Consider the following 24,439-nt stretch of genomic DNA (forward strand, 5'->3'; position numbering starts at 1 on the left):
CCGGGGCGCGCGGCCCGGGCCGAGCGCTCGCCTGCCCTTCAGGCCGCGCGCAGCCCGCGCGCGCGGCCCGACTCGAGCTGCAGCTCGGCGCCCGCCCAGCGGCGGCGGAGCCACCGGTCGTGGCTGGCGATCACGACCGCGCCGGGGTATCCGCCGAGGGCGTCCTCGAGGTCGGTCGCGAGCCCGAGCGACAGGTGGTTCGTCGGCTCGTCGAGCAGGAACACGTGCGGCGGACGCGCGATCACGAGCGCCAACGCGAGCCGGCGCTGCTGCCCGACCGAGAGCACCCCGACCGGCCGATCGGCATCGCGCGGCGAGATGAGCCCGAGCGACGACAGCGGTACCTGCTCGGCCCGCCGCTCCCCCAGCGTGCGCTCGTACAGCGCGCGCGGCGAGGCATCCGGCTCGGCGAAGCGCACGTCCTGCTCGAGCAGGCCGACGCGGAGTCCGCGACGACGCTGCACCGACCCGCTGTCGAGCGAGACGCGACCGGCGAGCACGCCGAGCAGCGTCGACTTGCCGGCGCCGTTCGCGCCCGTGACGAGCAGCCGCGCCGTCGGCGCGAGCTGCAGCGACGCCACGTGCAACCGGTCGGCGACCGTGGCATCCGTCAGCTGGATCAGCAGCCCGCCCTCGTCGGCCAGCGCGTGCGCGCCCGACGGGATGCCGGCGAAGGAGAGCGGTTGCGGGGGCTTGCGCACCTGCTCGCGCTCGAGCGTCTCGAGCCGCTGCTCGGCGTTGCGCACCCGCCGCGACACCGTGCGGGCGACGTTCTCGCCCTTGAAGTGCCGGATGAACTTGTCGTTGTCGGTCGCCGCACGCCCGGGCGCGACCTGCCGGGCGCTCTCCGCGACGGCCAGCCGCAGCCGCTTCAGCTCGGCCTGTTCGTCGACGTACTGCCGCTCCCAGCGGGCCCGCTCGTCGGCCTTCGCCGCGAGGAACTCGCTGAATCCGCCGCCGAAGACCGTCGCGCCGGCCGCCGGCGAACCGGATGCCGCGGTCGCGACCCCACCCGACGCCAGGCGCCGCGCGGGGTCGAGGTCGAGCAGTCCCGTGGCCACGCGATCGAGGAACGCGCGGTCGTGGCTCGCGAAGACGACCGGACCGCGCCACGCGCGCAGGCGCTCCTCGAGGAACGCGACCGCCGCGTCGTCGAGGTGGTTCGTCGGCTCGTCGAGCAGCAGCGCGTCGGGTGCACGCAGCAGCAGCGCCGCGAGCGCGAACCGGCTGCGCTGGCCACCCGACACCTCGCCGATCGTCCGGTCGTGGTCGATGCCCGCGACGCCGAGTCCGTCGAGGAGCTCGTCGCGGCGGGATTCGGCCGACCACACATCGGCACGCTCGGCCGCGTCGAGCGCCGCCGAATAGCGGGCGGATGCCTCGTGCCCGTCGGTCGCGAGCGCCGCCGCGGCCTCGTCGAGTTCGCGCTCGATGGCGCGGACCTCGGCGAGGGCGTGCTCGAGCAGGTCGGCGATGCGATCGGTCGGCTCGAAGGCGACCTCCTGCAGGAGCAGGCCGATGCGCGGTGGACGGGTGATGCGGCCGCCGACCTCGGCGATCGAGGGCGGGGCGGTCGACGAGGCATCCGCCGACGTGTCGCCGGCGAGCAGTCGCAGCAAGGTGGACTTCCCGGCGCCGTTCTCGCCGATCAGGCCGAGGCGGTCGCCCCGGGACACGGTCACGGACAGGTCGGCGAGCACCCGGCGCTCGCCGTAGGAGACGGAGAGTCCGTCGGCACGGAGATGGTCTGAGAAGGAGATCTGTACGGGCATGCGAGCCCTTTCGCGAACATGCCCCCGGACGGGCGCGTCGACGGTCGCGGGTCGGGCACCGGTGCACCTCGCACACGCCGCCGACTCGCCCGCCCGGGAGCGGAAACGGTCGATTCCCGCCGGGCATCTGCCGCTCGCGTGGAGGCACGGCTACGCTGTCGCGATCAGCGGAACGGGCACACCACGGGTCTACGGCGCCTCAGGCGCGGGACGGTGGGTGTACTCACTTCATAGCGCAGACGACGATAGCAGAAAATCAGGCCGCGAGGTTGAGCGACTTCGCGGTGGCCGCGAGCGACTCGGCCGCGGCCGCCGGGTCGGCGTTCAGCTTCACGCCGTAGTTCGGGATCATCTCGCGGATCTTCGGCTCCCACGACGCGAACCGGTCGGGAAAGCACCGCTGGAGCACGTCGAGCATGATCGGCGCGGCCGTCGAGGCGCCCGGCGATGCGCCGAGGAGGCCGGCGATCGTGCCGTCGGCACCCGTGATGACCTCGGTGCCGAACTGGAGCACGCCGCCCTTCTCGGGGTCCTTCTTCATGACCTGCACGCGCTGACCGGCGGTGATGAGCTCCCAGTCCTCCTTCTTCGCGGTCGGCATGAACTCGCGGAGGGCCTTCATCTTCGTGTCGCGGCTCGCGAGCAGCTCGCCGACGAGGTACTTCACGAGGTCGAAGTTCTTGGCCGCGACCTGGAGCATCGGGCCGAGGTTGTGCAGGCGCACCGAGAACGGCAGGTCGAACCACGTGCTCGACTTCAGGAACTTCGGCGTGAACCCCGCGTACGGCCCGAACAGCAGTGCGGTCTCACCGTCGACGACACGGGTGTCGAGGTGCGGCACCGACATCGGCGGGGCGCCGACGGCGGCCTTGCCGTAGACCTTCGCCTGGTGCTGCGCGACGATCTTCGGGTTCGTGGTGCGCAGGAACTGGCCGGAGATCGGGAACCCGCCGAACCCTTCGATCTCGGGGATGCCCGAGTGCTGCAGCAGGGCGAGCGCGCCGCCGCCGGCGCCGACGAAGACGAACTTGGCACGCACCGCGTCGGGGGTGTTGCCGACGAGGCGGCGCAGCTTGAGGTCCCACTCGCCGTCTTTGCGGCGCTTCAGCCACGTGACCTGGGTGTCGGTGTGCACCTCGGCGCCGCGGCGCTCGAGGTCGGCGAACAGGGAGCGCGTGAGCGCACCGAAGTCGACGTCGGTGCCCGCGGCGATGCGGGTCGCGGCGACCTTGTGCCTCGGGTTGCGCTTCTTCGCGAGCAGCGGGGTCCACTCGGCGATCTGGTCGAGATCCTCGGAGTACTCGATGCCGGCGAACAGCGGCTGGTCCTTCAGCGCATCGACGCGCTTGCGCAGGTACTCGATGTTCGCCTTGCCCTTGACGAAGGTCATGTGCGGCGTCGAGTTGATGAACGAGTTCGGCTCGGGCAGGTCGCCCTGCTCGACCAGGTGCGCCCAGTACTGGCGGCTGATCTGGAACTGCTCGTTGATCGAGATCGCCTTGGCCGGATCGACCGAGCCGTCTTTTCCCTCGGGCATGTAGTTGAGCTCGCAGAGCGCCGCGTGGCCGGTGCCCGCGTTGTTCCACGCGTTGGACGATTCCTGCGCGACCTCGCCGAGACGCTCGTAGACCCGGATGCTCCAATCGGGCTGGAGCCGGGAGATGAGGGAGCCGAGCGTGGCGCTCATGATGCCCCCGCCGATGAGCACGACGTCGACGGATTCCTCTGAATGCACGATTTCCAGTCTATGTCGCGCACGGAGCGCCTCTTGACCGAGGGGCACCTCTGCGCTAGCGAGGCATCCGCTTCGTTATGCAACGGATGCCCCGCGCGGCGCGCAGCGGGCCCGTTCAGAGCGCGGCGATTCCGCCGATCAGCAGGCCGACGCCGGCGGTGAGGAGCCCGGCGGTGAGCGAGAGCGCGCCGAACCAGAGCAGCCCGATGAGGCGGTTCGGCTTCTCGGGGTCCCGGCCGAGCACGGACAGGAAGAAGCCCGCCGGCATGGCGAGCGCGGCGATCGGCACGCCGAGGCGCGCGAGCCAGAGCCAGAAGCCGTCGAGCGCCGAATACTGCAGCAGCGAGAGCACCACGACCGACAACACGATCAGCACGGCGGCGTGGGCGTGGCCGGCGCGGAAGAAGTTCGTCTGCAGCCGGTTGGCCGGCGCGAGCCCGCGGACGACGCGCGTGAGGAACCACCCGCCGCTCTCGACCGTCACGAGGGCGAGCAGGAGGGCAGCGATGAGGGTGAGGTCGATACCGGGCATGTCGGTGGCTCGTTTCAGGTCGAACGTGATTGGATAGTACTGCTCTCCATTATTGGTGAGTTACACTATCCAATGCAAGGGATGCTCATGCGGATCTCCGCACTCGCCGCCGAAGCCGGGATGCCGGTCGCGACCGTGAAGTTCTACCTCCGCGAGGGGCTCCTCCACGCGGGCACGCCGACCTCGGCCACTCAGGCCGTGTACGACGCGAGCCACGTTCGCCGGCTGCACCTCGTCCGGGCGCTCCTCGGTTCAGCCGGGCTCAGCGTGCAGCAGGCGCGCACGATCGTGGCCGTGATCGAGGCACCCGGGGACGACCTCTACCACGCGCTCGGCCGCGCCGTCGGTGCGCTGCCGCCGACGCCCGCCGTGCCCGCGGCCGCGGCCGACGGCGGCGAGCCGTTCCCGCGGGCGCGCGCAGCGCTCGAGTCGCTCGGGCAGGTCTACGACCCCGACTTCGCGGCGGTCGCCCAACTCGAGTCAGCCCTGGCCTCGGCCGAGGCCGCCGGGCTGCCGGTCGACGATGAACGGCTGGAGCAGTACGGGCGTCACCTCGCGGCCCTCGCCGAGTTCGACCTCGATCGCCTGCCCGCCGACCCTGCGTCGGCCGTCGAGTACACCGTGCTCGGGACCGCCCTGCACGAACCCGTGCTGCTGGCGCTGCGCCGCCTCGCCCACCAGGACGCGGCGGTGCGGCGCCTCCAAGCGAGGCCAGAGAACGGTTGAGCCGACCCGCTGCACGCTCGACGGTGCGGCTTCCTCGCCGCAGTGCGTGGAAGAACCCACACCGCGGCGAGGAAGTCGCACCGCGGCGAGCATGCGGCCCCGCCGAGAGGGTCAGCGAAGGAGCGCCGCGAGTCGGGGCAGCTGGTCGGGATCCTCGAGCGCCGAGCCGACCGCGGCGACGCGCGCGCCGGCCTCGAGGAACGAGCCGACGTTGCCCGCGTCGAGCCCGCCGGTCGCGACGAACGAGATGCCGGGGAACGGCCCGCGCATCGCGCGGAACCAGCCTGCCCCGAGCGATGCGGCCGGGAAGGCCTTCAGCCAGGTGAGCCCGAGCGCCTGCGCGGCCATCACCTCGGTCGGCGTCGCGACGCCTGGCAGCGGCGCGAGGCCCGCGGCGAGCGCGGCCCGCACGACGGCCGCGTCGAGCCCGGGGCTCACGACGAACGAGGCGCCGGCGGATGCCGCGACCTCGACCTGTTCGACGGCGACCACGGTTCCGGCGCCGACGCGGGCGCCGCGCGCCCGGCCCGCCTCGGCGACGGCCGCGAGCGCCTCGACGTCCTCGTCGCGCTGGATGGGCAGTTCGACGACCTCGATGCCGAGGTCCCAGGCGGTGTTCGCGAGCTCGACGCTGCGCTCGACGCCCATGCCGCGGAAGATCGCCATGAGCGGTCGCCCGGCGAACAGGTCGTCGAAACTCGGGTTCGTGGTCATGCGGCGGTCCCTTCGCCTCGGGGGAAGTCGGAGGTCGCGGCGAGCGCGATCGCGGCGCGTGCGTGGCCGGCGGCGAGTCGGCCGGCGGCATCGTGCCCGTCGAGCAGCGCGTCGAGGTGGCCCGCGGCGAATGCGTCGCCGGCGCCGACGACCTCGACCACGGCCACCGCCGGGGTGGCGACGAATGTCTCGACGCCGTCTCGGGTGACGGATGCCGCGCCGGTCGCGCCGTCCTTCACGACGACCTCCCGGGGTTCGGGCAGGAGGGCCCGCACCTCGGCGGCGCTTCGTGCTCCCCACAGCAGCTCGGCCTCGTCGAGTCCGACGAAGACGACGTCGGCACGTCGCGCGAGCGCGAGCAGGCGTTCCGCCGCGGCATCCGCCTGCCCGGCCGCCGCCCACAGCGCCGGCCGGTGGTTCACATCGAACGACAGCGTCGCGGATGCCGCGGCGACACGGTCGAACGCGGCATCCGTGAATGCGGCGCACTCGGCCGACAGCGCCGGCGTGATGCCGCTCAGGTGCACCACGCGCACGTCGTCGAGCGGGAGCGCGTCGAGGAATGGCGGCGCGGTGCGGGAGGCAGCCGATCCGGCGCGGTAGTAGGTGACGGCGGCGCCCGGGTCCTTCACGTAGAGGCCGGTCGGAGCCGCGGGGTCGTGCACGAGCCAGCGGGTGTCGACGCCGCGCTCGGCCAGCTCGCCGGCGATTCGGCGACCGAGCGCGTCGTCGCCGAGGCGACCGGCGAAGGCTGCGGGCCGTCCGAGCGCGGCGAGGTGCGACGCGACGTTGGCCTCGGCGCCCGCGGCGTCGACGCGGAAGTCCTGCGCTCGCTCGAGCGGCTCGGCGGCGACGGGCACGACGAGCGCCATCACCTCGCCGATGGCGAGGACGTCGGGCTGCGGTCGACCGGTCATGTCCCATATGCTGACCCCTGTGCAGCAGCAGCGCAAATGCGTTGCAGCATGTGCACAGCACCGCGTGAGCACCGCGTGAGCGTCGCGCGGCGCGGACCGGCAGCGATGGAAGCGAGCGACGGATGCCCCACCTCGACACGTCAGCGCTCGCGGCCGCCGTCGCGGCCCTCGACGACGAGCGGCTGACGCCGGCCGACACGGGGCTGCCGGCACGCGCGGCCGGCTCGACCGTTCGCGAGTTCCTCGCGACCGCGCCGACGATCGACGAGTTCTGGACGCCGCTCGTGGTGCTCGACCGCAGCGCCCTCGAGCACAACGGCGACGTGATCCAACAGTGGGCGACCGGCCACGGCCTCGAGCTCATGCCGCACGGCAAGACGACGATGGCGCCCGCCCTGTGGCAGCTGCAGCTCGACCGTGGAGCAACGGGCCTCACGCTCGCCACACCGGGCCAGGTGCGCACGGCGCGCGACGTCGGCGTCCCGTCGATCCAGCTCGCCAACGCGATCGTCGCGCCGAACGCCCTCGCCTGGCTCGCCGGAGAACTCGCCGACCCGGCCTTCGCCTTCTGGTGCTGGGCCGACTCTGTGGCGACGGTCGAGGCCATGGAGCGCGGGCTCGCCGACTCCGGCGCCGACCGTGCGCTCGCCCGGCCGATCGACGTACTCGTCGAACTCGGCGCCGACGGCGGACGCACCGGTGCCCGCTCGGTCGACGAGGCGACGGCCGTCGCCGGCCGCGTCGCCGCCTCCCCCGTGCTCCGCCTCGCCGGCGTCGCCGGATACGAGGGCAGCCTCGGCCACGATCGATCGACGGCCGCGCTCGCGGCGGTGCGCGGCTACCTCGATCGGATGCTCGAGCTGCTCGGCGCGGTGCGTGAGCTCGCCGATGACGACCGCGACGACTGGATGCTCACCGCCGGAGGCAGCGCCTACCTCGACCTCGTGGCCGAGGCGTTCGCGCCCGCCACGGCAGACGCCGGCGTCCGCGTCGTGCTGCGCTCGGGCGCCTCGCTCGTGCACGACGAGGGCTTCTACGGCGGCATCTCCCCGCTCGAAGGCGAGCTCGCCGCCGCGATGCGCGGCTACGCGCGGGTCGTCTCCCACCCCGAGCCCGGCCTCGCGCTGCTCGATGGAGGCAAGCGCGACTTCCCGTACGACGAGGGTCTGCCCGTGCCGCTCGCGGCGGGCCGCGACCTCGCGGCGGCGCGGCGGGCGGTCGCGACTGCGGGCCAGGCCGGCTCGGCCCGCCCCGGGTCATCCCTCGGCGATGCGCGGCCGCTCGGCGGGGCATCCGTCACCGCGCTCAACGACCAGCACGCCTACCTGCGATCGGATGCCCCGCTGCCCGTCGCCGTGGGCGACGTCGTCGCGCTCGGGCTCTCGCACCCGTGCACGGCGTTCGACAAGCATCGCGTGCTTCCCGTCGTCGAAGGGCCGGATTCCGACCTCGTCGTCGGCCTCGTTCGGACGAGGTTCTAGGTGGCGGAGACGACCCAGCGCGTGCTCATCCTCGACGTCGAGACCGTCGACGGCGAATCGCCGGTCGACGTGCTCGTGGAGGGCGGACGCATCGCGGCCCTCGCCCCGGCGGGCGTGCTCGAGGCCGAGGCATCCGCCATCGAGGGCCGCGGGCGGCTGGTCATGCCCGGCTTCGTCGACGCGCACTCGCACGCGGCCGCGCTGCTCGACGACCCCGGCGTGCAACTCGCGCAGCTGCGGCAGGGCATCACGACAGTCATCGCCGGTCAAGACGGCGTCGGCCCCGCACCCGGCGACGGCCGCTACGCGGCCGAGTACTTCGCGGCCATCGACGGGAGGCATCGCGGCTCTGCGGGCGGCGGCATCGGCGCCCTGCTCGCCGCGGCCGACGGCACCTCGCCGATCAACGTCGCCGCGCTCGTGCCCGCGGGCACCGTGCGGTTCGAGGTCATGTGCCGCGCGACGAGGGCGCCGTCGGCCGCCGAACTCGCCGCGATGGTCGCGCTCGTGCGCGAGGGGCTCGCCGAAGGCGCCGTGGGACTGTCGACCGGACTCGACTACGTGCCCGGCCTGTTCGCCTCGACCGACGAGCTCACCGCGCTCGCGCGACCCGTCGCCGAGGCCGGCGGCGTGTTCGTCTCGCACATGCGCGGCGGGTACGAGTCGGGATCCGCCTCCGGCATCGCCGAACTCACCGCGATCTCGCGCGGGTCGGGCGCGCCGATCCACGTGTCGCACTTCCACGCCGAGCCGCACCTCGTGCTGGGCCTGCTCGACCGGCTCGAGGCCGACGGCATCGACGCGACCTTCGACGCGTACCCCTACGGGCGCGGATGCAGCCTGCTCGGCATGCCGCTGCTGCCGCCCGAGATCTCGGTGCTGCCCGTCGACGCGCAGCTTGCCAGGCTCACCGACTCGGCCGAGCGCGAACGGCTGCTCGCCGAGTGGTTTCCGACGATCGTCGACTACCCGAGCCTCGGGCCGGACTGGCCGGCGATGCTCACCTTCGCGCACATCGGCGCGCCCGAGTACGACTGGGCGCACGGGAAGACCGTCGCCGAGGCATCCGTCACCGCCCGGCGCACGCCCGCCGAGTTCGCGCTCGACGTGCTCGTCGCGAGCCGGCTCGAGGTGAACGTGGTCATGGCCGTGCGCACGGAGCGCCGCGACGCCGACCTCGCGCGCATCCTCGCCCACCCCGCCGCGATGGGCGGGTCAGACGGCATCTTCGTCGGCCGGCATCCGCACCCGCGGGCGCGCGGCACGTTCGCGCGGTACCTCGAGCTGCTCGTGCGCGACGGGAGCCTCGACTGGGTGCGGGCCACGGGGCTCGTCTCGAGTCGGGCCGTCGACCGCTTCGCGCTCGGTGACCGCGGACGCGTGCGCCCCGGCGCGATCGCCGACCTCGTGCTGGTCGACCCCGACCGCGTCGGCGCCCGCGCGACCTACGACGACCCGCTCGCGACCGCGGTCGGCATCGACGACGTGCTCGTCGGCGGCATCCCGGTGCTCGCGGGCGGCGAGCTCACGGGCGAGGCGCCGGGGCGTGGCATCCGACGCGCATCTCGACCGACGGAACGGCAGGAGGCCTGACATGTCGCAGTCCGTCACGCGCGCCGCGCGCATCATCGACCGCATCGCGGGCGACCCGCGCACCGTCGCCGAACTCGCCGAGGAGTTCGGCCTGCACCGCTCGACGATGTTCCGCGAACTGCAGGCGCTCGAACAGGTGGGGTGGGTGCGGCGGCGGCCCAGCGGTCGCTACGCCCTCGGCACCCAACTCGCCGCGCTCTCCAAGCAGGCGCTCGACTCGCTCGACCTTCGCGACGTCGGCGGCGAGCACGTGCGGCGCCTGCACCGGCGCACCGGCAACACCGTGCACCTCGCCGCCCTCATGGACCGGTCGATCGTCTACGTCGACAAGGCCGAAGACGAGGCCGGCGTGCGCATGTACTCGCGCGTCGGCAAAGCCGTGATCCCCCACTGCTCAGCCGTCGGCAAGGCGATCCTCGCCGGGCTCGACTCGCAGCGCCGCGACGAGGTGCTCGCCCGCACCACGTGGGAGCGGTACACCGACACCACCATCACGACGCGCGAGCGGTTCGACCGCGAACTCGCCGTCGTCTCAGCCCGCGGCTACGCGACCGACGACCGCGAGTTCGAGCCGTTCGTCAACTGCATCGCCGTGCCCATCACCTCGAGCGTGGGCGTCGTCGGCGCCGTCTCGGTCACGGCGATCCGCATGGTCGCCGACCTCGACCGGCTCGCCGTGCACCTGCCGATCATGCGCGAGACCGCCGACGCGATCTCGCGCGAGCTCACCTGACCCTCGGATGCCCGCGCGGGCATCCGGCCCGCCCCGGCGACCGCCGGACCGACCACGACCGCCGATCACGCCATCACTGGAGGAACCATGCCCAAGACCGCCGTCACCCTGTCGAACGCCCCCAAGCCCGCCGGGCCGTACAGCCACGGGGTCGTCGCGAACGGATTCCTGTACACCGCCGGGTTCGGCCCGCAGGACCCGGCCACCGGCCTCGTCGTCGAGGGCGGCGTGAAGGAGCAGACCCGCCAGGTGCTGCGCAACATCGGCGCCGTGCTCGCCGAGTACGGCCTCGGATTCGACGACGTCGTGAAGGTCACCGCGCACCTCGAGGACCTCGACGACTTCGCCGAGTACAACGAGGCCTACGCCGAGTTCTTCACCGAGCCGTACCCCGTGCGCACGACCGTCGGCTCGCGCCTTGCGAACATCCTCGTCGAGATCGACGTCGTCGCCGCGGTGCCCCAGGGCTGACCCGGGCGGCCGAGAACGACGGATGCCCCGTGATCGAGCGACCACGGGGCATCCGAGTTCCGAACGGGCGCGCTAGACCGCGGCGGGCAGCTTCGCGGCGACGAGCTCGGCGATCTGCACCGCGTTCAGGGCCGCGCCCTTGCGAAGGTTGTCGTTCGAGATGAAGAGCACGAGGCCCTTGCCCTCTTCGGCCGACTGGTCGCGGCGGATGCGTCCGACGTAGGTCGGGTCGGTGCCGGCGGCCTGCAGCGGCGTCGGGATGTCGCTCAGCGCGACGCCCGGGGCATCCGACAGCAGCTCGGTCGCGCGCTCGGGCGTGATCTCGTTCGCGAACTCGGCGTGGATCGAGAGCGAGTGGCCGGTGAACACCGGCACGCGCACGCACGTGCCCGCGACCCGCAGGCCCGGCAGCTCGAGGATCTTGCGGCTCTCGTTGCGCAGCTTCTTCTCTTCGTCGGTCTCGAGGTCGCCGTCGTCGACGATCGAGCCGGCCAGCGGGATCACGTCGAACGCGATCGGGCGCGGGAACTTCTCGGGCTCGGGGAACTCGACGGCGCTGCCGTCGTGCACGAGCCGGCCGGCGTCCTGTTCGACCGCGGCGCGCGCCTGCGCGAGCAGCTCCTCGCCGCCGGCGAGGCCGGCGCCCGACACGGCCTGGTACGTCGAGATCATCAGGCGCTCGAGCCCGGCCTCGCGGTCGAGCACCTTCAGCACGGGCATGGCCGCCATCGTGGTGCAGTTCGGGTTCGCGATGATGCCCTTGGTCGCCTCATCGATGGCGTGCGGGTTCACCTCGCTCACCACGAGCGGCACGTCGGGGTCCATGCGCCAGGCCGACGAGTTGTCGATGACGGTGACGCCGGCCGCTGCGAAGCGGGGAGCCTGCGCCTTCGAGGTCGAGCCGCCGGCGGAGAAGATCGCGACGTCGAGTCCGGTCGGGTCGGCGAGCGCGGCGTCTTCGACGACGATGTCCTCGCCCTTCCACGGCAGCGTCGTGCCGGCCGAGCGGGCCGACGCGAAGTAGCGGATGGTCGCGACGGGGAAGTCGCGCTCCTCGAGCAGGCGCCGCACGACCGCGCCGACCTGGCCGGTCGCGCCGACGATGCCGATGTTCACTCCGTGGGACATGAGGTTCCTTACGTGTTCAGGGCTTCATTCCAGTGTGCAGGAGAACGCCGCGGCCGCAGGACGAATTCCGCGATCGCGTCCTGATCTGGCAGCTTTCTCCTGAAATGCGACCGAGACCGGATGCCTCGGGCTGGGCATCCGGCGAACGGATCGACGGGTCAGCGGCCGGTGCCGCCGTGCACCACCGCGTCGACGTCGGAGTCGAGGTCGAACGCGCTGTGCACCGCGCGAGCCGCATCGGCGACGCTGTCGGCGCGGGTCACGACCGAGATGCGGATCTCGCTCGTGGAGATCATCTCGATGTTGATGCCGGCCTCGTACAGCGCTTCGAACAGCTTCGCCGAGACGCCGGTCGCGCTGCGCATGGCGTTGCCGACCAGTGAGAGCTTGCCGATCTGGTCGTCGTACTGGAGCGCCTCGAAACCGATGGAGTCCTTCGCGTTGGCGAGCGCCGTGAGCGCCCGCTCGCCGTCGGCCTTCGGCAGCGTGAACGAGATGTCGGTGCGACCCGTGGTCGCGGCCGAGACGTTCTGCACGATCACGTCGACGTTCGCGTTGGTGTTCGCGACGATCTTGAAGATCTTGGCGGCGACACCCGGCTTGTCGGGCACGCCGACGACCGTGATCTTCGCCTCGGAGAGATCGACCGCGACGCCGGCGATGACGGACTCTTCCACTTCTGCTCCTTCGGGAAGGCGCGAGGGGTCGTAGACGATCGTCCCCTCGGAGTTGTTGAACGACGAACGGACATGCAGGGTCACGCCGTGGCGACGCGCGTACTCGACGGCGCGGATGTGGAGCACCTTCGCTCCGGACGCCGCGAGTTCGAGCATCTCCTCACTCGTGACCTTGTCGAGCTTGCGCGCCTTCTTGACGATGCGCGGGTCCGAGGTGAACACGCCATCCACATCGGTGTAGATCTCGCAGACGTCGGCCTCGAGCGCCGCCGCGAGCGCGACCGCGGTCGTGTCGCTGCCGCCGCGGCCGAGCGTCGTGATGTCGCGAGACTCGCGACTGAATCCCTGGAAGCCCGCGACGATGACGATCGCACCCTCGTCGAGCGCCTCGCGAAGCCGCACCGGGGTGACGTCGACGATGCGCGCGGCGCCGTGCGTGGCATCCGTGATCATGCCGGCCTGGCTGCCCGTGAACGACCGCGCATCGTGGCCCATGCTCTTGATGGCCATCGCGAGCAGCGCCATCGAGATGCGCTCCCCGGCCGAGAGCAGCATGTCGAGCTCGCGCGGCGCCTGGATCGGGGTGACCTCGCCGGCCAGGTCGAGCAGTTCGTCGGTCGTGTCGCCCATCGCGGAGACGGCGACGACGACGTCGTTGCCCGCCTTGCGGGTCTCGACGATGCGCTTGGCGACCCGCTTGATGCTCTCCGCATCGGCGACGGAGGACCCGCCGTACTTCTGCACGATCAGCGCCATGAGAGATCTCCCGGGGAATGCCGTGGTCGGCACGAGGCTGGTGGTGTGGGGCGGGCGACGGATGCATCGCCCGTCGGACCATCCTACGGATGCGGGCGTGACGCCTTCGCCATATGACGGCGGTCGTCCCGGGCCTGAACCGCAAGTGAACACCTTTCCGGAAATTGGTCGGATAGCTGCAAGTTGTACGGACAAGCCCGCGAATCTGTCGCGAGATGTTCACCTATGTTTCGGGCCGCTGGCGGTTCCCCGGGCACGTCGCCCCGACAGACTCGGAATCCGATCGTCAGAAAGGACCCCACCGTGCGAAGAAGAAACCGTACCCTCGCCGTCATGGCCGGCTGCCTGGGCGCTGTGCTCCTGCTGCCCGCCGTGCCCGCGTTCGCCCACGAGGGCGACGAAGCAGCCGAACCCGCGGCATCCGCACCCGCGGCATCCGCGTTCAGCGAGGACTTCGATGCGCTCACCACCGCGCTCGGACCCTCGGTGCACGAGACCCACATCCCGAAGAGCACCCTCGGCTGGACGCCCACCGCGCCGTCGGGCTGGACCGTCTCGAACGAGGCATCCATGGGCGTCAAGGGCAAGAGCGAGTGGCGCGGATGGACCTTCGCCACGCCGTCGTTCTGGACCGCCGCGCAGGGCGGCCAGGGCCGCGAGGACTTCACCAAGGGCTCGGGCGTCATCGCCGTCGCCGACAACGACGAGTGGGACGACGGCAACAACCCGGGCGAGCAGCTGTTCGCGAGCACGCTCGCCTCGCCCGCGATCCCCGTGACCGGCGGCTCGACCGTCCACGTGAACTTCGATTCGAACTACCGTCAGACCGGACCGCAGGTCGCGGCGCTCGAGGTCTCGTTCGACGGCGGCGCCCCGCAGCGCCTCTTCGAGTACTCGACGGCGGTGCTCGGCGACCAGGTCTACCTGCAGAACCGCACGCTGACCCAGCCGGTCGCCGTGCCGCAGGGCGCCGCGTCGATGCAGGTCAGCTGGGTCATCGAGCAGGCCACGAACGACTGGTATTGGGCCATCGACGACGTCAGCGTCGACGCCGCGCCGCGCGCCGGCGCCGAGTCGCCGCTGCCGAAGCCGGGCCCCCAGCCCTCCGACGTGCCCGCCGGCATCAGCGACCGAAAGGTGCTGTTCATCGACTTCGACGGCGTGCGCTTCGACAAGCTCGAGGAGTACGCGACCCCGAACATCGACGCCCTCGCCGCCGAAGGGCAGATCGGCGTCGGGTACATGCAGGACAACGCGCTCGGCCCGACCGTGTCCGGGCACGGCCACGCCAACCTGCTCTCGGGCGTCTGGGTCGACAAGCACCGCTCCCCCGACAACAACTTCACCAACCCGAACATCGAGGCCTACCCCGATTTCCTCACCCGCCTCGAACAGGTGAATCCCGGGTTCTCGACCTTCTCGACGGCCGACTGGAAGCCCCTCAACGACCACCTCATCCTCCGGCCCGACGTGAAGCTGCAGCAGACCGGCGCGTCGGCCGCGGCCACCGATGCGCAGAGCGTCGAGGACGCCGTGGAGGTGCTCGGCACGCGCGATCCCGATGCGATGGTCGTCTACCTCCACAACGGGGATGCCACCGGCCACGCCTACACGGCCGAATCGCCGCAGTACCGGACGACGATCGAGACGCTCGACCAGCAGGTCGGCCGGCTGGTCGACGCGATCAGGGCGCGCGCGACCTATTCCGAGGAGGACTGGCTGATCCTCGCGTCGACCGACCACGGCTTCACGGGATACGGCCACGGCGGCGACCAGCACCTCACGCGCATGATCTGGACCCTCGCCTCGGGCGGCGACGTGCCCGCGACCGGAGCCGCGACGAGCCAGTGGCGGCAGGTCGACATCGCTCCGACCGTCTTCCGGCACCTCGGCGTGGCGATCGACCCCGCCTGGGGCCTCGAGGGCGTGCCGATCGGCACGGCGTCGACCGATCCGTTCGACACGGTCGCCGGCAGCCTCCGGGCCGTCGTCGACGAGCCGGCCAAGCCGGCGTACTCGGGCGGCTGGACGAAGCAGGCACCCGAGGGCTGGGCGATCGACGAGCGCACGCCCGCGGTGGGCGTGAGCGAGTACCGCGGCTGGTCGTTCATGGACGGCGAGTTCTGGGCGACGAGCGAGGAGGGACAGGGACGCGGCTCGTTCGTGCGGGCGCGCGATGTGGTCGCGGTCGCCGACCCCGACGAGTGGAACGACCTCGGCAACCCCGCCGGCAGCGGCGCCCGTTTCGATTCGACGCTGTACTCGCCGTGGCAGCCGGTGCGCCCCGGCGGTGCGGTCGACGTCTCGTTCCTCCAGCACTACCGGCACATGACGGCCGGCGTCCCGCAGCACGCCGAGGTCGTGGCCGAGTTCGACGACGGCACGAGCCAGGTGCTCTGGAGCCGCGACGGCGCCACGCAGGGGCTCCTGTTCGAGGTCAACCAGCCGGTCGCGCTGTCGACCGTCGCCCCGGACGGCGACGTGAGCCGGGTGCGCATCGGATGGCGCCTCTCGGACGGTGGCAACAACGGCTACTGGGCGATCGACGCCCCAGCGATCCGTGCCGATGCGGCGGTCGCTCCGACGGTCAGCGCATCGATCGCCGACGGCGCGCTGCTGCGCGGCAAGGCTGACGTCACGATGACGGTCGCCGGCGAACAGCTCGAAGCCTTCCACGCCCAGTTGTACACCGCGGACGGTTCGCAGGTGCCGTCGGTCAAGGGCTACCAGTGGGCGCCGACGACCGACTCGCTCACGCTGCCGGCGGTCGACTTCGGCGCCCTCGCCGACGGCCGCTACACGTTCGTGTTCTCCGCGAAGAGCAGGAACGGGCTGCGCGACGAGTTGAAGGTCGGCGTCGTGGTCGACAACTCGCGACCGGAGTTGGAGATCACCGTCGCCGACGGTCGGGTCGCGCTCGTGGCATCCGATGCCGTCGGCCTGCGTCGTGCCGCGGTGAACCTGTACGACGCGGGCAATGCGAGGCTCCTGAAGGCGGTCGGATCGACGCCCGCGGCGACGCCGATCGCCACGGCCGAATGGGCCGGTGACTGGGCGCTGCCGACGGGCCTCGCTGCGGGGACCTACACGGCGCGCGCCGCCGTCACCGATCTCGCGGGCAACACGCGGACGGTCACGGCGACGGTGACCGTTCCGTAGCGAGCCGACGCGATGTCGATGCGGAGGGTCGGGGCGATCGCCCCGGCCCTCACGCATGCCCGCCGCCCGCGGCCGGATCGGCGGACCCGTGCGCGTCTGCGACGAATACCGCTCCGCTAGCATGCGGACATGACGGAGCTGCTCGACGGATGGTCGGAGTTCAACGTCGCGATGCTCGGCGCGACGGCGGCGCTCGCGGGCCTGCTGATCGTCGCGATGTCGGTGAACATCGCCGAGATCCTGAAGACGCCGTCGCTTCCGGGTCGTGCAGCCGCGGCCCTGGCCGCCCTGATGGCCGCCATCGTCGTCACCGCGCTCGGGCTGGTCCCGAATCCGCCCGAGTGGCTGTTCGGTCTCGGCGCGCTGCTGGCCGGCGCACTCGCCGCGGTGTTCGAATACCGCGCGACGCGCCTCCTCGTCGCCGAGGGCTCGCGCTTCGGCTCGCCGATCGCGAAGGCCGCGGCCGGTTGGCTGCCGGTCGGGCTGTTCCTCGTCGGCGCGGTGCTCGTGCTCGCCGGGCTCCCGTCGGCCGGACTCGCGTGGCTGGCCGGGGCATCCATCCTGGCGATCGCGTCGGCGATCCTGCACGCCTGGATCGTGCTCGTCGAAGTGCTGCGCTGAGGCGGGCCTCGAGTGCGCCGCGCCGACGCCACCGGCCGTCAGGTGCGCTCGCGCTCCATGTACCACTCGGTGAAATGGGTGGCCCGCCCGTCGGGTTCCAGGCGAACAGCCCAGAGGGTGTCGTAGTCCTTCGCAGCCGGGTACTCGACCCGGCCCTTCACGACGACCAACTCGGGTGTGTCGACGAGCAGGCTCCAGTCGTATGCCCACGTGCCGGGCTCGTCCTTGCCCTCCAGCCACGCTGCGATGATCGCGTCGCGACCCCTCGCCGCCTCGGGGTCGTCCGGGCGGAACTCGTACACCGCGTCATCCGTGAACAACGCCCCGATGTCGGCCGGATCGTTGGTCTCCCACGCCTTGAGGTACCCCGCGACCCACTCTGCGCCCCTGCTCGCCATGGATCCGGTCTAGTCGGGCCCGACTCCGCCGTCAAGCCGACCGGAGGGCACTCCGGCGCGGGATGCCGCCGGCTCAGCCGACGACGCGCCGGCCCTCGAAGGCCCGACCGAGCGTGACCTCGTCGGCGTACTCGAGGTCGCCGCCGACGGGCAGGCCCGAGGCCAGGCGGGTGATCTTGATGCCGAGGGTCGTCAGCAGCCGGCTGAGGTAGGTCGCGGTCGCCTCGCCCTCGAGGTTCGGGTCGGTCGCGATGATGACCTCTTGCACGGTGCCGTCGGCGAGGCGCTGCATGAGCTGTCGGATGCGCAGCTCGTCGGGGCCGATGCCGTCGATGGGGCTGATCGCGCCGCCGAGCACGTGGTAGAGCCCGCGGAACTCGCGCGTGCGCTCGATCGCGACGACGTCTTTGGCCTCTTCGACGACGCAGATGAGCGCCGGGTCGCGGCGCGGGTCGCGGCAGATCGAGCACGTCGCCTGCTCGGAGACGTTGCCGCAGATCTCGCAGAAGCGCACCTTGTCGCGTACCTCCATGAGCACCTCGGCCAGACGCGTGACGTCGAAATGCTCGGTCTGCACGATGTGGAACGCGATGCGCTGGGCGGACTTCGGGCCGATGCCCGGAAGCCGGCCGAGTTCGTCGATCAGCTCTTGGACGATGCCTTCGTACACGCGCTACCCACGCTCCCCGAAGCCGCGGGCGGGCAGCTCGACCTCTTCGAGGAAGGTCGCGCCGAGCACCTCGCGCACCACGGATTCGCCGTAGCGCTGGATGCCGTCGGACGCGGGGCGTGCGGCCGGCCGGCGCGCGGGCGCCGCAGACCGCGCCGGCGCTGCCGTGCGCGACTTCGCCGGGGCTACCGGGCCTGCCTGCACCGCGGGTGCCGCGGGCGCGGGCCCGGCATCGGGATCGGGGCCGGGCCCCGGATCGAACGGCGGCTCGAAGTCTTCGGGCGGCGCGTCGTCGTCGCTCGGCAGGTCGTCATCGACGGCGTGGCCGGGCCGCTCGGCGACCGCGACCGCCGTCGGTGCGGAGTGATCGGCGGCGCGGGTGGCTGCACCGACCGCAGACCCGCCGCCACCGCTCGCCGGCGCCGTGCGTTCGTCGACGACGGATGTCCCGCCCGCGCCGTCTGCGGAAGCGGGGTCGGCTGGAATCGCGACGGTCGCCCACGAACCGACCGGGCCGGCGGGGGCCGCTGAGGTCGACCGCGCCGAGGCGGATCGCCCGGGAGCGCCATTCGGCCCCGACCCGGTACCCCCACCGGCACCATCAGGACCGCGGCCGCTCGGCGCGGATCCGTTCGAGGACCGTGCGACCGTGCCCGCCTCGCTCGACCGTGCCGCCGCACCGCTGCCGACACTCGGGCCTCCGCCGGCACTCGGCGTGGCCGCACCACCGGACGGCGCGCCTGCGGGCCTCGCCTCGCCGAGCCCGGCTGCCCCGCCGGCTCCGCCGCCCGGCTCGGCGCCATCGGCCGTACCGGCTCGGGCGCCCGGCCCCTCGGCGCGCGCGATGAACTTGACGCGGACTCCGAGCACCTCGGCGATCGCGTTGCGCAGCAGGTCGCCGACGGACTGACCGGGAGGGCCGCCTCGGAAGCCCGCGACGTCCTGCTCGCTCGGGAACCCGAGCACGAGCACGTCGTCGTCACGATAGTCGCGCACCTGGGCGGTGAAGGCGACCATCCACGCGCTGCGCTTGGTGCGCTGGAGCGAGGCGAGCACCTCGGGCCACGCGTCTTTCACCTGCTGCAGGCTCACCGGACCGACCGGCGCCGGGCGCGGCACGTTCGCCGGAGCACCGGCGCCGGCCGCACCGCCTGAAGCGGCCGCACCGCCGACACCGGAAGCAACCGGCTCCGCGGACCGCTGGGGCGCGCGCGCCGGAGCATCCACCGCAGGAGCATTCATCGCAGGCGACGCAGCTGCAGCCGCAGCGGGCACCGGCGCCTCGCGTTCGGGCGCGGACTCGACCCGCCGCGCCTCGCCGACGGGTGCTCCGGCCCCGGCCCCGCCGCCGCCGGCCGGAACCGCCCCCTCGACGCCGACGCGGCGCTCGAGCCGCTCGACCCTCGCGAGCGCTCCGCGCGCGGTGTCGTCGGAGGCCGGCACGAGCACGCGGGCGAGCATGAGCTCGAGGTGCAGTCGGGGCGACGTGGCCCCCGTCATCTCGGTGAGCGTCTGGTTCACGAGGTCGGCCACGCGCGAGAGCTCCGCCTGGCCGAACGCCTTGGCCTGCGCGGCCATGCGCGCGAGCTCGTCTTGGGGCAGGCCGCGCAGCACGGCCGCGGCCGCCTCGGGCGACGAGGCCGCGACCACGATGAGATCGCGCAGCCGCTCGAGCAGATCCTCGACGAAGCGGCGCGGGTCCTGGCCGGTCTGCACGACCCGGTCGGCGGCGGCGAACGCCCCCGCCGCGTCTTTCGCGCCGATCGCGTCGACGACCTCGTCGAGCAGCGCCCCGTGCGTGTAGCCGAGCAGCGCGACGGCCCGCTCGTAGTCGATCGTCGAGCCCTCGGAGCCGGCGATCAGCTGGTCGAGCAGCGACAGCGTGTCTCGCGGCGAGCCGCCGCCCGCGCGCACGACGAGCGCGAGCACGCCCGGCTGCACCTGGATGCCCTCCTCTTCGCAGAGCTGCTGCACGTACTCGAGCATCGGCGCGGGCGGCACCAGCCGGAACGGGTAGTGGTGGGTGCGCGAGCGGATGGTGCCGAGCACCTTGTCGGGCTCGGTCGTGGCGAAGATGAACTTCACGTGCTCGGGCGGCTCCTCGACGAGCTTCAGCAGAGCGTTGAAGCCCTGCGGCGTCACCATGTGCGCCTCGTCGAGGATGAAGATCTTGTAGCGGTCGCGCGCGGGCGCGAAGACGGCCCGCTCGCGCAGGTCGCGGGCGTCGTCGACGCCGTTGTGGCTGGCCGCGTCGATCTCGACGACGTCGAGCGAGCCGCCGCCGCCGCGCGAGAGCTCGACGCAGCTCGGGCAGGTGCCGCAGGGCGTGTCGGTCGGGCCCTCGGCGCAGTTGAGGCAGCGCGCGAGGATGCGCGCCGACGTCGTCTTGCCGCAGCCGCGAGGGCCGCTGAACAGGTACGCATGATTCACGCGGTCGGTGCGCAGCGCCGTCATGAGCGGCTCGGTCACCTGCGACTGGCCGATCATCTCGGCGAACGTCTCAGGCCGATAACGGCGATACAGGGCGGTGACCACGCGTCAATGCTAGACGCCCCCGCTGACAGCGGCGCCGTCGTGGATGCCCCGCCTGAGACCGCGGCCCGCGGCATCCGGATTCCACCGCATGCGACACGGAACGCCACCCCGCGCGTGCCGAGCCGCGGCCCTTCCGCGTCCGGGGCATCCGATGCGGCTACGATGCCAGCACTGAGGCACGGCGGCGATGGCGTCGCCGGAGGAGGACCTGATGACGAGGACATTCACGCCCGAACGGGTCGCGAAGTTCCAGCGGCTGCTCGAAGCGGAGCGCAACGAGGCCGCCGCCCGCCTCGCCGAGCATCGCGAGGGCATCGACGAGGTGCGCGTCGCGAGATCGGATGCCACGGCCGACGACGAGCACGATCCCGAGGGTCCGACCATGACCCAGGAGTGGTCGCAGCGCACCGCGGTGCTGGCCGACGCCGAAGCCGAGGTCGCCGAGGTCGACCGCGCCATCACCCGCCTCGCGGAGGGCGGCTACGGCGTCTGCGAGCGCTGCGGCAAGCCGATCTCGGTCGCCCGGCTCGAGGCACGGCCCACCGCGACGCTCTGCATCGACTGCGCCCGGCTCATCCGCTGAGGTCTCCCGCCGTCCGAGCGTCGTCAGTGCCCGTCGCCGCCGGCCGCACCGCGGACAGTCCCGCGAACGACCGCAGGAGCAACGGGCTTCCGGCGATCACGAGGTACAGGCCGGCGCACGTCGCCAGGGTCGCCGTGATGCCGAAGTGCTCGACCGCGAGACCGCCGGCGAGCGCCCCGACCGGCATCGTCGCCGCGACGCCGGCCGTCATGGCACCGAATACCCGCGCCTTCATGCCGTCGGGGACGAGCGCGTACATCGCCGTCGCGATCATCGGGTTGATGGCGCCGGCCGCGAGCCCTGACAGCACGAGTACCGGGAGCAGCACCGGCGGTTCGGCGCCGAGCGCCATCGCGGTGTACGGCGGTGCGCCCGCGAGCACGAAGCAGGTGGCGAACATCACGCGCCCCGACCAGCGATGGCCGATCGCGCCGAAGAGCACGGATCCGGTCAGGGCGCCCGCGGCGAAGCATCCGACCATGAAGCCGAGCAGCGACGGATCGCCGAGGACCTCGGTCGCGTAGACGGGCTTCAGGACGGTCATCCCGGCGGCATCGATGGCGTTCGTGAGCGTCACGAGCAGCACGATGGCACGCAGCAGCGGCGCGCGTGCGATGAAGCGGATGCCCGCGACGAAGCCCGCCCGCGTGCCGCCGGATTCAGCGCCGGGTTCGGCGTCGGCGTCGACCGCGGTCGAAGCGACCCGCCTGGGCACCAGCACGAGGACGAGCGCTGCGGAGAGCGCGAAGCCCGCCGCGTCGACGATGAGCGCGGGCATGGGGCCGGCGAGGGCGACCAGCGCTCCCGCCGTGCCCGCGCCGATCATCGAGGCGGTGCGCTGCACGGCCGACTGAGTGCCCGCCGCACGCGTGAGCGGCGTTCGCGCGACGTCTGCCAGTCGGGGCATGAGCACCGTCTTGGCGGTATCGCCGGGTGGGTCGAGCAAGCCGCCGAGGAACACGAGCGCGAGCAGGGCGCCGAACGGCAGGCTCCCCGTCGCGTGCAGGAGCGGTATGGCGAGCACGGTCGCGCAGCTCGCGACATCCGCCGCGATACTCGACGTGCGGTAGCCGAACCGGTCGACGAGCACGCCTCCGAAGGCACCCCCGATGACGAGCGGCAGGGTGGCGAACACGCCCGCTGCCCCCGCTGCCAGCGGCGAGCCGGTCTGCTGGAGGGCGATGATGGGGATCGCGACGAGCGCGATCGCGTTGCCCGAGAGCGAGCAGAACTGCGCGAGGAACAGGGCGACGAGCGGAGCACGTCGTCGCGGAGCCACGTCGGTCGTCACGGGAGCTCCGGGCGCGGGAATGGCAGCCCCCCTCGCCTCGCCCGTCACGGTCCGCTCCTCGGGAACACATGGGTGATCACGCGCACCGCTCGGGTGCCGGTGCGGCGCTCACGGCCACGCCGGAACCACTTCTCGCGCACCGCGGCGAGTTCGGCGCCGACATTGCGGAACTCCTCGAGCGTGAGGTGCGCGACCGCGTCGCTCGAGTCGGATGCGGCGACCCATTCGGGCTCGAGCCCGGCCTCCGCATCGATCGCGGCCAGGAGTTCGCGCCGGTACGAGTCGATCACGGTGCGTCGGTATTCGTCGGAGGCCGCCTTGGCCTCGGGGTCGCCGAGCAGGTCCGCCGCGTCGGAGGTGGTCACGTCGTGCGCGGCCCGCCACCAGCGCTCGCGCCGGTCGCGGGCGAGCCCGGGCGCCTCGACCACGAATCCGTGCTTCGCGAGGGTCTGCACGTGATAGCTCACCGTGCCCGCGGACTCGCCGACCTGCTCGGCCAGCATGCCGACGGTCGCCGGCCCCGACACGCGGAGCAGTCCGAGCAGCCGCAGTCGCACCGGGTGCGCGAGCGCCCGCATCATGCCGGCATCGCGGACTTGGATGCGCCTCGGCTCGGCGGGGTCCGTCGGTTCCGGAGGATGCCCCGGGCCGGACCTCGGACGGCGCGGGGCATCGTCAGGCGAATCGGTCATACCCAGAGGCTACTCTGACAAGAACTCTTGTACAACAACTCTTGTCAATATCGCGGCCGCCCGGCGGCGGGTTTCAGTCGCGGCGGCGGTACGCCGAGACCATCGGGCAGTCGAACGGATCGCGCGCGGCGAGGCCGACCCGGTTCAGGTAGTCGATGACGATGCCGTACGACTGGAACAGGCCCGTCTCGGTGTAGGGGATGTCGTTCTCGCGGCAGTACTCGCGCACGATCTGCTGCGTGCGGGCCAGCGCCGGTCGCGCCATGCTCGGGAACAGGTGGTGCTCGATCTGGTAGTTCAGCCCGCCCATCGACGCGTCGATGAGACGCCCGCCGCGGATGTTGCGGCTGGTGAGCACCTGGCGCTCGAGGAAGTCGACGCGCGCTCCGCGCGGGATGAGCGGCATGCCCTTGTGGTTGGGCGCGAACGACGCGCCCATGTACACGCCGAACACGCCGAGCTGCACGAGCAGGAACGCGACAGCGAGCAAGGGCGGGAACGCCCAGAACACGAGCGCGACGACGCCGACGAGGCGCACCGCGATCAGCGTGATCTCGAGCCAGCGGCGCTTCACGCCCTGCTTGGCGACGACGTGACGGATGCCGTGCACGTGGAGGTTGATGCCCTCGAGCAGCAGCAGCGGGAAGAACAGGTACCCCTGCTTGCGCGTGATCAGGCGCACGAGCCCGCGGCTCTGCGCGGCGTCCTCCTCGAGGAAGGAGATCGTGTCCTTCTCGATGTCGGGGTCGCGGCCGATCACGTTCGGGTTGCCGTGGTGGCGCGTGTGCTTGTTCATCCACCAGCTGTAGCTGATGCCCACCACGAGGTTCGCGAGGAAGAGCCCGGCCCAGTCGTTCGCCGGCCCCGACCGGAAGATCTGGCGGTGCGACGCCTCGTGCGCCATGAACGCGAACTGCGTCAGCACGATGCCGAGCACGGCCGCGACGGCGAGCTGCCACCACGAGTCGCCGAGGGCGACGGATGCCGCGACGGCTGCGCCGCCCACGAGTGCCCAGAACACGGCCTTGCGCACGTAGAAGCCCACGAAGCGATCGAGCAACCCTTCGGCCTTGATCTGCCGCGACAGTCGCGCGAACCCGCTCTGCGCGGGGTCGACGCGGTCGCGGTCGCCTCGGCGACCGGCGGTCGAGATCACGGGCGAGAGGGTGCCGACGGCACCCCCGGGTCGTTCGAGGACGGTGCTCACATGCGCTCATCTCGTCAGCGGAACGCACGAATGGGGAACAGACGAACG

21 protein-coding genes are annotated in these 24,439 nt (G+C 72.2%); 8 read left to right on the forward strand and 13 right to left on the reverse strand.

Annotated features, from left to right (window positions below):
- Positions 1-38: 38 nt before the first annotated feature.
- From GE115_RS14750 to GE115_RS14760, 3 genes are all read right to left on the reverse strand, one after another.
- Positions 39-1,772 carry an ABC-F family ATP-binding cassette domain-containing protein gene (locus GE115_RS14750; RefSeq protein WP_153685551.1) on the reverse strand — a complete coding sequence of 578 codons (1,734 nt, stop codon included), beginning with the start codon at positions 1,770-1,772 and terminating at the stop codon, positions 39-41.
- A 256-nt stretch (positions 1,773-2,028) separates the two neighbouring features.
- Positions 2,029-3,507, reverse strand: a complete 1,479-nt coding sequence (locus GE115_RS14755) for a malate:quinone oxidoreductase (protein ID WP_312855216.1) — start codon at positions 3,505-3,507, stop codon at positions 2,029-2,031.
- Positions 3,508-3,622: 115 nt separating this feature from the next.
- Entirely contained in the window at positions 3,623-4,039 is a 417-nt protein-coding gene (locus GE115_RS14760; RefSeq protein WP_153685552.1) for a hypothetical protein, read from the reverse strand.
- Between the two features lie 87 nt (positions 4,040-4,126).
- On the opposite strand from GE115_RS14760, the gene GE115_RS14765 reads away from it, so the two are divergent.
- Entirely contained in the window at positions 4,127-4,765 is a 639-nt protein-coding gene (locus GE115_RS14765) for a MerR family transcriptional regulator (RefSeq protein ID WP_153685553.1), read from the forward strand.
- Positions 4,766-4,876: 111 nt separating this feature from the next.
- On the opposite strand, the gene GE115_RS14770 is transcribed toward GE115_RS14765, so the two are convergent.
- On the reverse strand, positions 4,877-5,479 hold the full coding sequence (locus GE115_RS14770) for a bifunctional 4-hydroxy-2-oxoglutarate aldolase/2-dehydro-3-deoxy-phosphogluconate aldolase (protein ID WP_153685554.1): 603 nt from the start codon (positions 5,477-5,479) through the stop codon (positions 4,877-4,879).
- Positions 5,476-6,396 carry a sugar kinase gene (locus tag GE115_RS14775; protein ID WP_153685555.1) on the reverse strand — a complete coding sequence of 307 codons (921 nt, stop codon included), beginning with the start codon at positions 6,394-6,396 and terminating at the stop codon, positions 5,476-5,478. The genes GE115_RS14770 and GE115_RS14775 overlap by 4 nt, the downstream gene beginning before the upstream one ends.
- Positions 6,397-6,518: 122 nt before the next feature.
- Between GE115_RS14775 and GE115_RS14780 the strand changes: the two genes are divergently transcribed.
- The 4 genes from GE115_RS14780 to GE115_RS14795 all read left to right on the forward strand — a co-directional run bounded on the left by GE115_RS14780 (position 6,519) and on the right by GE115_RS14795 (position 10,674).
- Entirely contained in the window at positions 6,519-7,877 is a 1,359-nt protein-coding gene (locus tag GE115_RS14780; protein ID WP_153685556.1) for an alanine racemase, read from the forward strand.
- Entirely contained in the window at positions 7,878-9,470 is a 1,593-nt protein-coding gene (locus GE115_RS14785; protein WP_153685557.1) for an N-acyl-D-amino-acid deacylase family protein, read from the forward strand.
- 1 nt (position 9,471) lies between these two features.
- On the forward strand, positions 9,472-10,203 hold the full coding sequence (locus tag GE115_RS14790) for an IclR family transcriptional regulator (RefSeq protein WP_153685558.1): 732 nt from the start codon (positions 9,472-9,474) through the stop codon (positions 10,201-10,203).
- 87 nt (positions 10,204-10,290) lie between these two features.
- Positions 10,291-10,674: a RidA family protein gene (locus GE115_RS14795; protein WP_153685559.1), complete on the forward strand. Its 384-nt coding sequence runs from the start codon at positions 10,291-10,293 to the stop codon at positions 10,672-10,674.
- A gap of 72 nt (positions 10,675-10,746) precedes the next feature.
- Here the strand turns inward: GE115_RS14795 and GE115_RS14800 are convergent, their stop codons facing one another.
- Complete coding sequence (locus GE115_RS14800; RefSeq protein WP_153685560.1) at positions 10,747-11,802, reverse strand: aspartate-semialdehyde dehydrogenase; 1,056 nt, start codon at positions 11,800-11,802, stop codon at positions 10,747-10,749.
- A 158-nt stretch (positions 11,803-11,960) separates the two neighbouring features.
- Entirely contained in the window at positions 11,961-13,235 is a 1,275-nt protein-coding gene (locus tag GE115_RS14805) for an aspartate kinase (RefSeq protein WP_153685561.1), read from the reverse strand.
- Between the two features lie 333 nt (positions 13,236-13,568).
- Here GE115_RS14805 and GE115_RS14810 point away from each other — a divergent pair, with 333 nt between their 5' ends.
- The gene (locus GE115_RS14810) at positions 13,569-16,394 is read left to right on the forward strand and encodes an alkaline phosphatase family protein (RefSeq protein WP_153685562.1); all 2,826 of its coding nucleotides are present in this window, start codon (positions 13,569-13,571) and stop codon (positions 16,392-16,394) included.
- Positions 16,395-16,523: 129 nt separating this feature from the next.
- On the forward strand, positions 16,524-17,015 hold the full coding sequence (locus tag GE115_RS14815) for a hypothetical protein (protein WP_246190822.1): 492 nt from the start codon (positions 16,524-16,526) through the stop codon (positions 17,013-17,015).
- A gap of 38 nt (positions 17,016-17,053) precedes the next feature.
- Here the strand turns inward: GE115_RS14815 and GE115_RS14820 are convergent, their stop codons facing one another.
- The 3 genes from GE115_RS14820 to GE115_RS14830 all read right to left on the reverse strand — a co-directional run bounded on the left by GE115_RS14820 (position 17,054) and on the right by GE115_RS14830 (position 20,618).
- Positions 17,054-17,413 (reverse strand): nuclear transport factor 2 family protein, encoded by a 360-nt coding sequence (locus tag GE115_RS14820; protein WP_153685563.1) that lies wholly within the window; start codon positions 17,411-17,413, stop codon positions 17,054-17,056.
- Positions 17,414-17,486: 73 nt separating this feature from the next.
- The gene (gene recR / locus GE115_RS14825; protein ID WP_312855217.1) at positions 17,487-18,083 is read right to left on the reverse strand and encodes a recombination mediator RecR; all 597 of its coding nucleotides are present in this window, start codon (positions 18,081-18,083) and stop codon (positions 17,487-17,489) included.
- A 3-nt stretch (positions 18,084-18,086) separates the two neighbouring features.
- Positions 18,087-20,618, reverse strand: a complete 2,532-nt coding sequence (locus tag GE115_RS14830) for a DNA polymerase III subunit gamma and tau (protein ID WP_312855218.1) — start codon at positions 20,616-20,618, stop codon at positions 18,087-18,089.
- Positions 20,619-20,829: 211 nt separating this feature from the next.
- On the opposite strand from GE115_RS14830, the gene GE115_RS14835 reads away from it, so the two are divergent.
- The gene (locus tag GE115_RS14835) at positions 20,830-21,201 is read left to right on the forward strand and encodes a TraR/DksA family transcriptional regulator (protein ID WP_246190823.1); all 372 of its coding nucleotides are present in this window, start codon (positions 20,830-20,832) and stop codon (positions 21,199-21,201) included.
- Here the strand turns inward: GE115_RS14835 and GE115_RS14840 are convergent.
- From GE115_RS14840 to GE115_RS14850, 3 genes are all read right to left on the reverse strand, one after another.
- Positions 21,191-22,492: an MFS transporter gene (locus tag GE115_RS14840; protein ID WP_153685565.1), complete on the reverse strand. Its 1,302-nt coding sequence runs from the start codon at positions 22,490-22,492 to the stop codon at positions 21,191-21,193. The genes GE115_RS14835 and GE115_RS14840 overlap by 11 nt on opposite strands.
- A gap of 44 nt (positions 22,493-22,536) precedes the next feature.
- Positions 22,537-23,184 carry a winged helix-turn-helix domain-containing protein gene (locus tag GE115_RS14845; protein ID WP_153685566.1) on the reverse strand — a complete coding sequence of 216 codons (648 nt, stop codon included), beginning with the start codon at positions 23,182-23,184 and terminating at the stop codon, positions 22,537-22,539.
- A gap of 73 nt (positions 23,185-23,257) precedes the next feature.
- Positions 23,258-24,391 (reverse strand): fatty acid desaturase family protein, encoded by a 1,134-nt coding sequence (locus GE115_RS14850; protein ID WP_376765722.1) that lies wholly within the window; start codon positions 24,389-24,391, stop codon positions 23,258-23,260.
- Positions 24,392-24,439 lie beyond the last annotated feature (48 nt).

It is taken from the genome of Agromyces agglutinans, from assembly GCF_009647605.1.
Taxonomy (GTDB): domain Bacteria; phylum Actinomycetota; class Actinomycetes; order Actinomycetales; family Microbacteriaceae; genus Agromyces; species Agromyces agglutinans.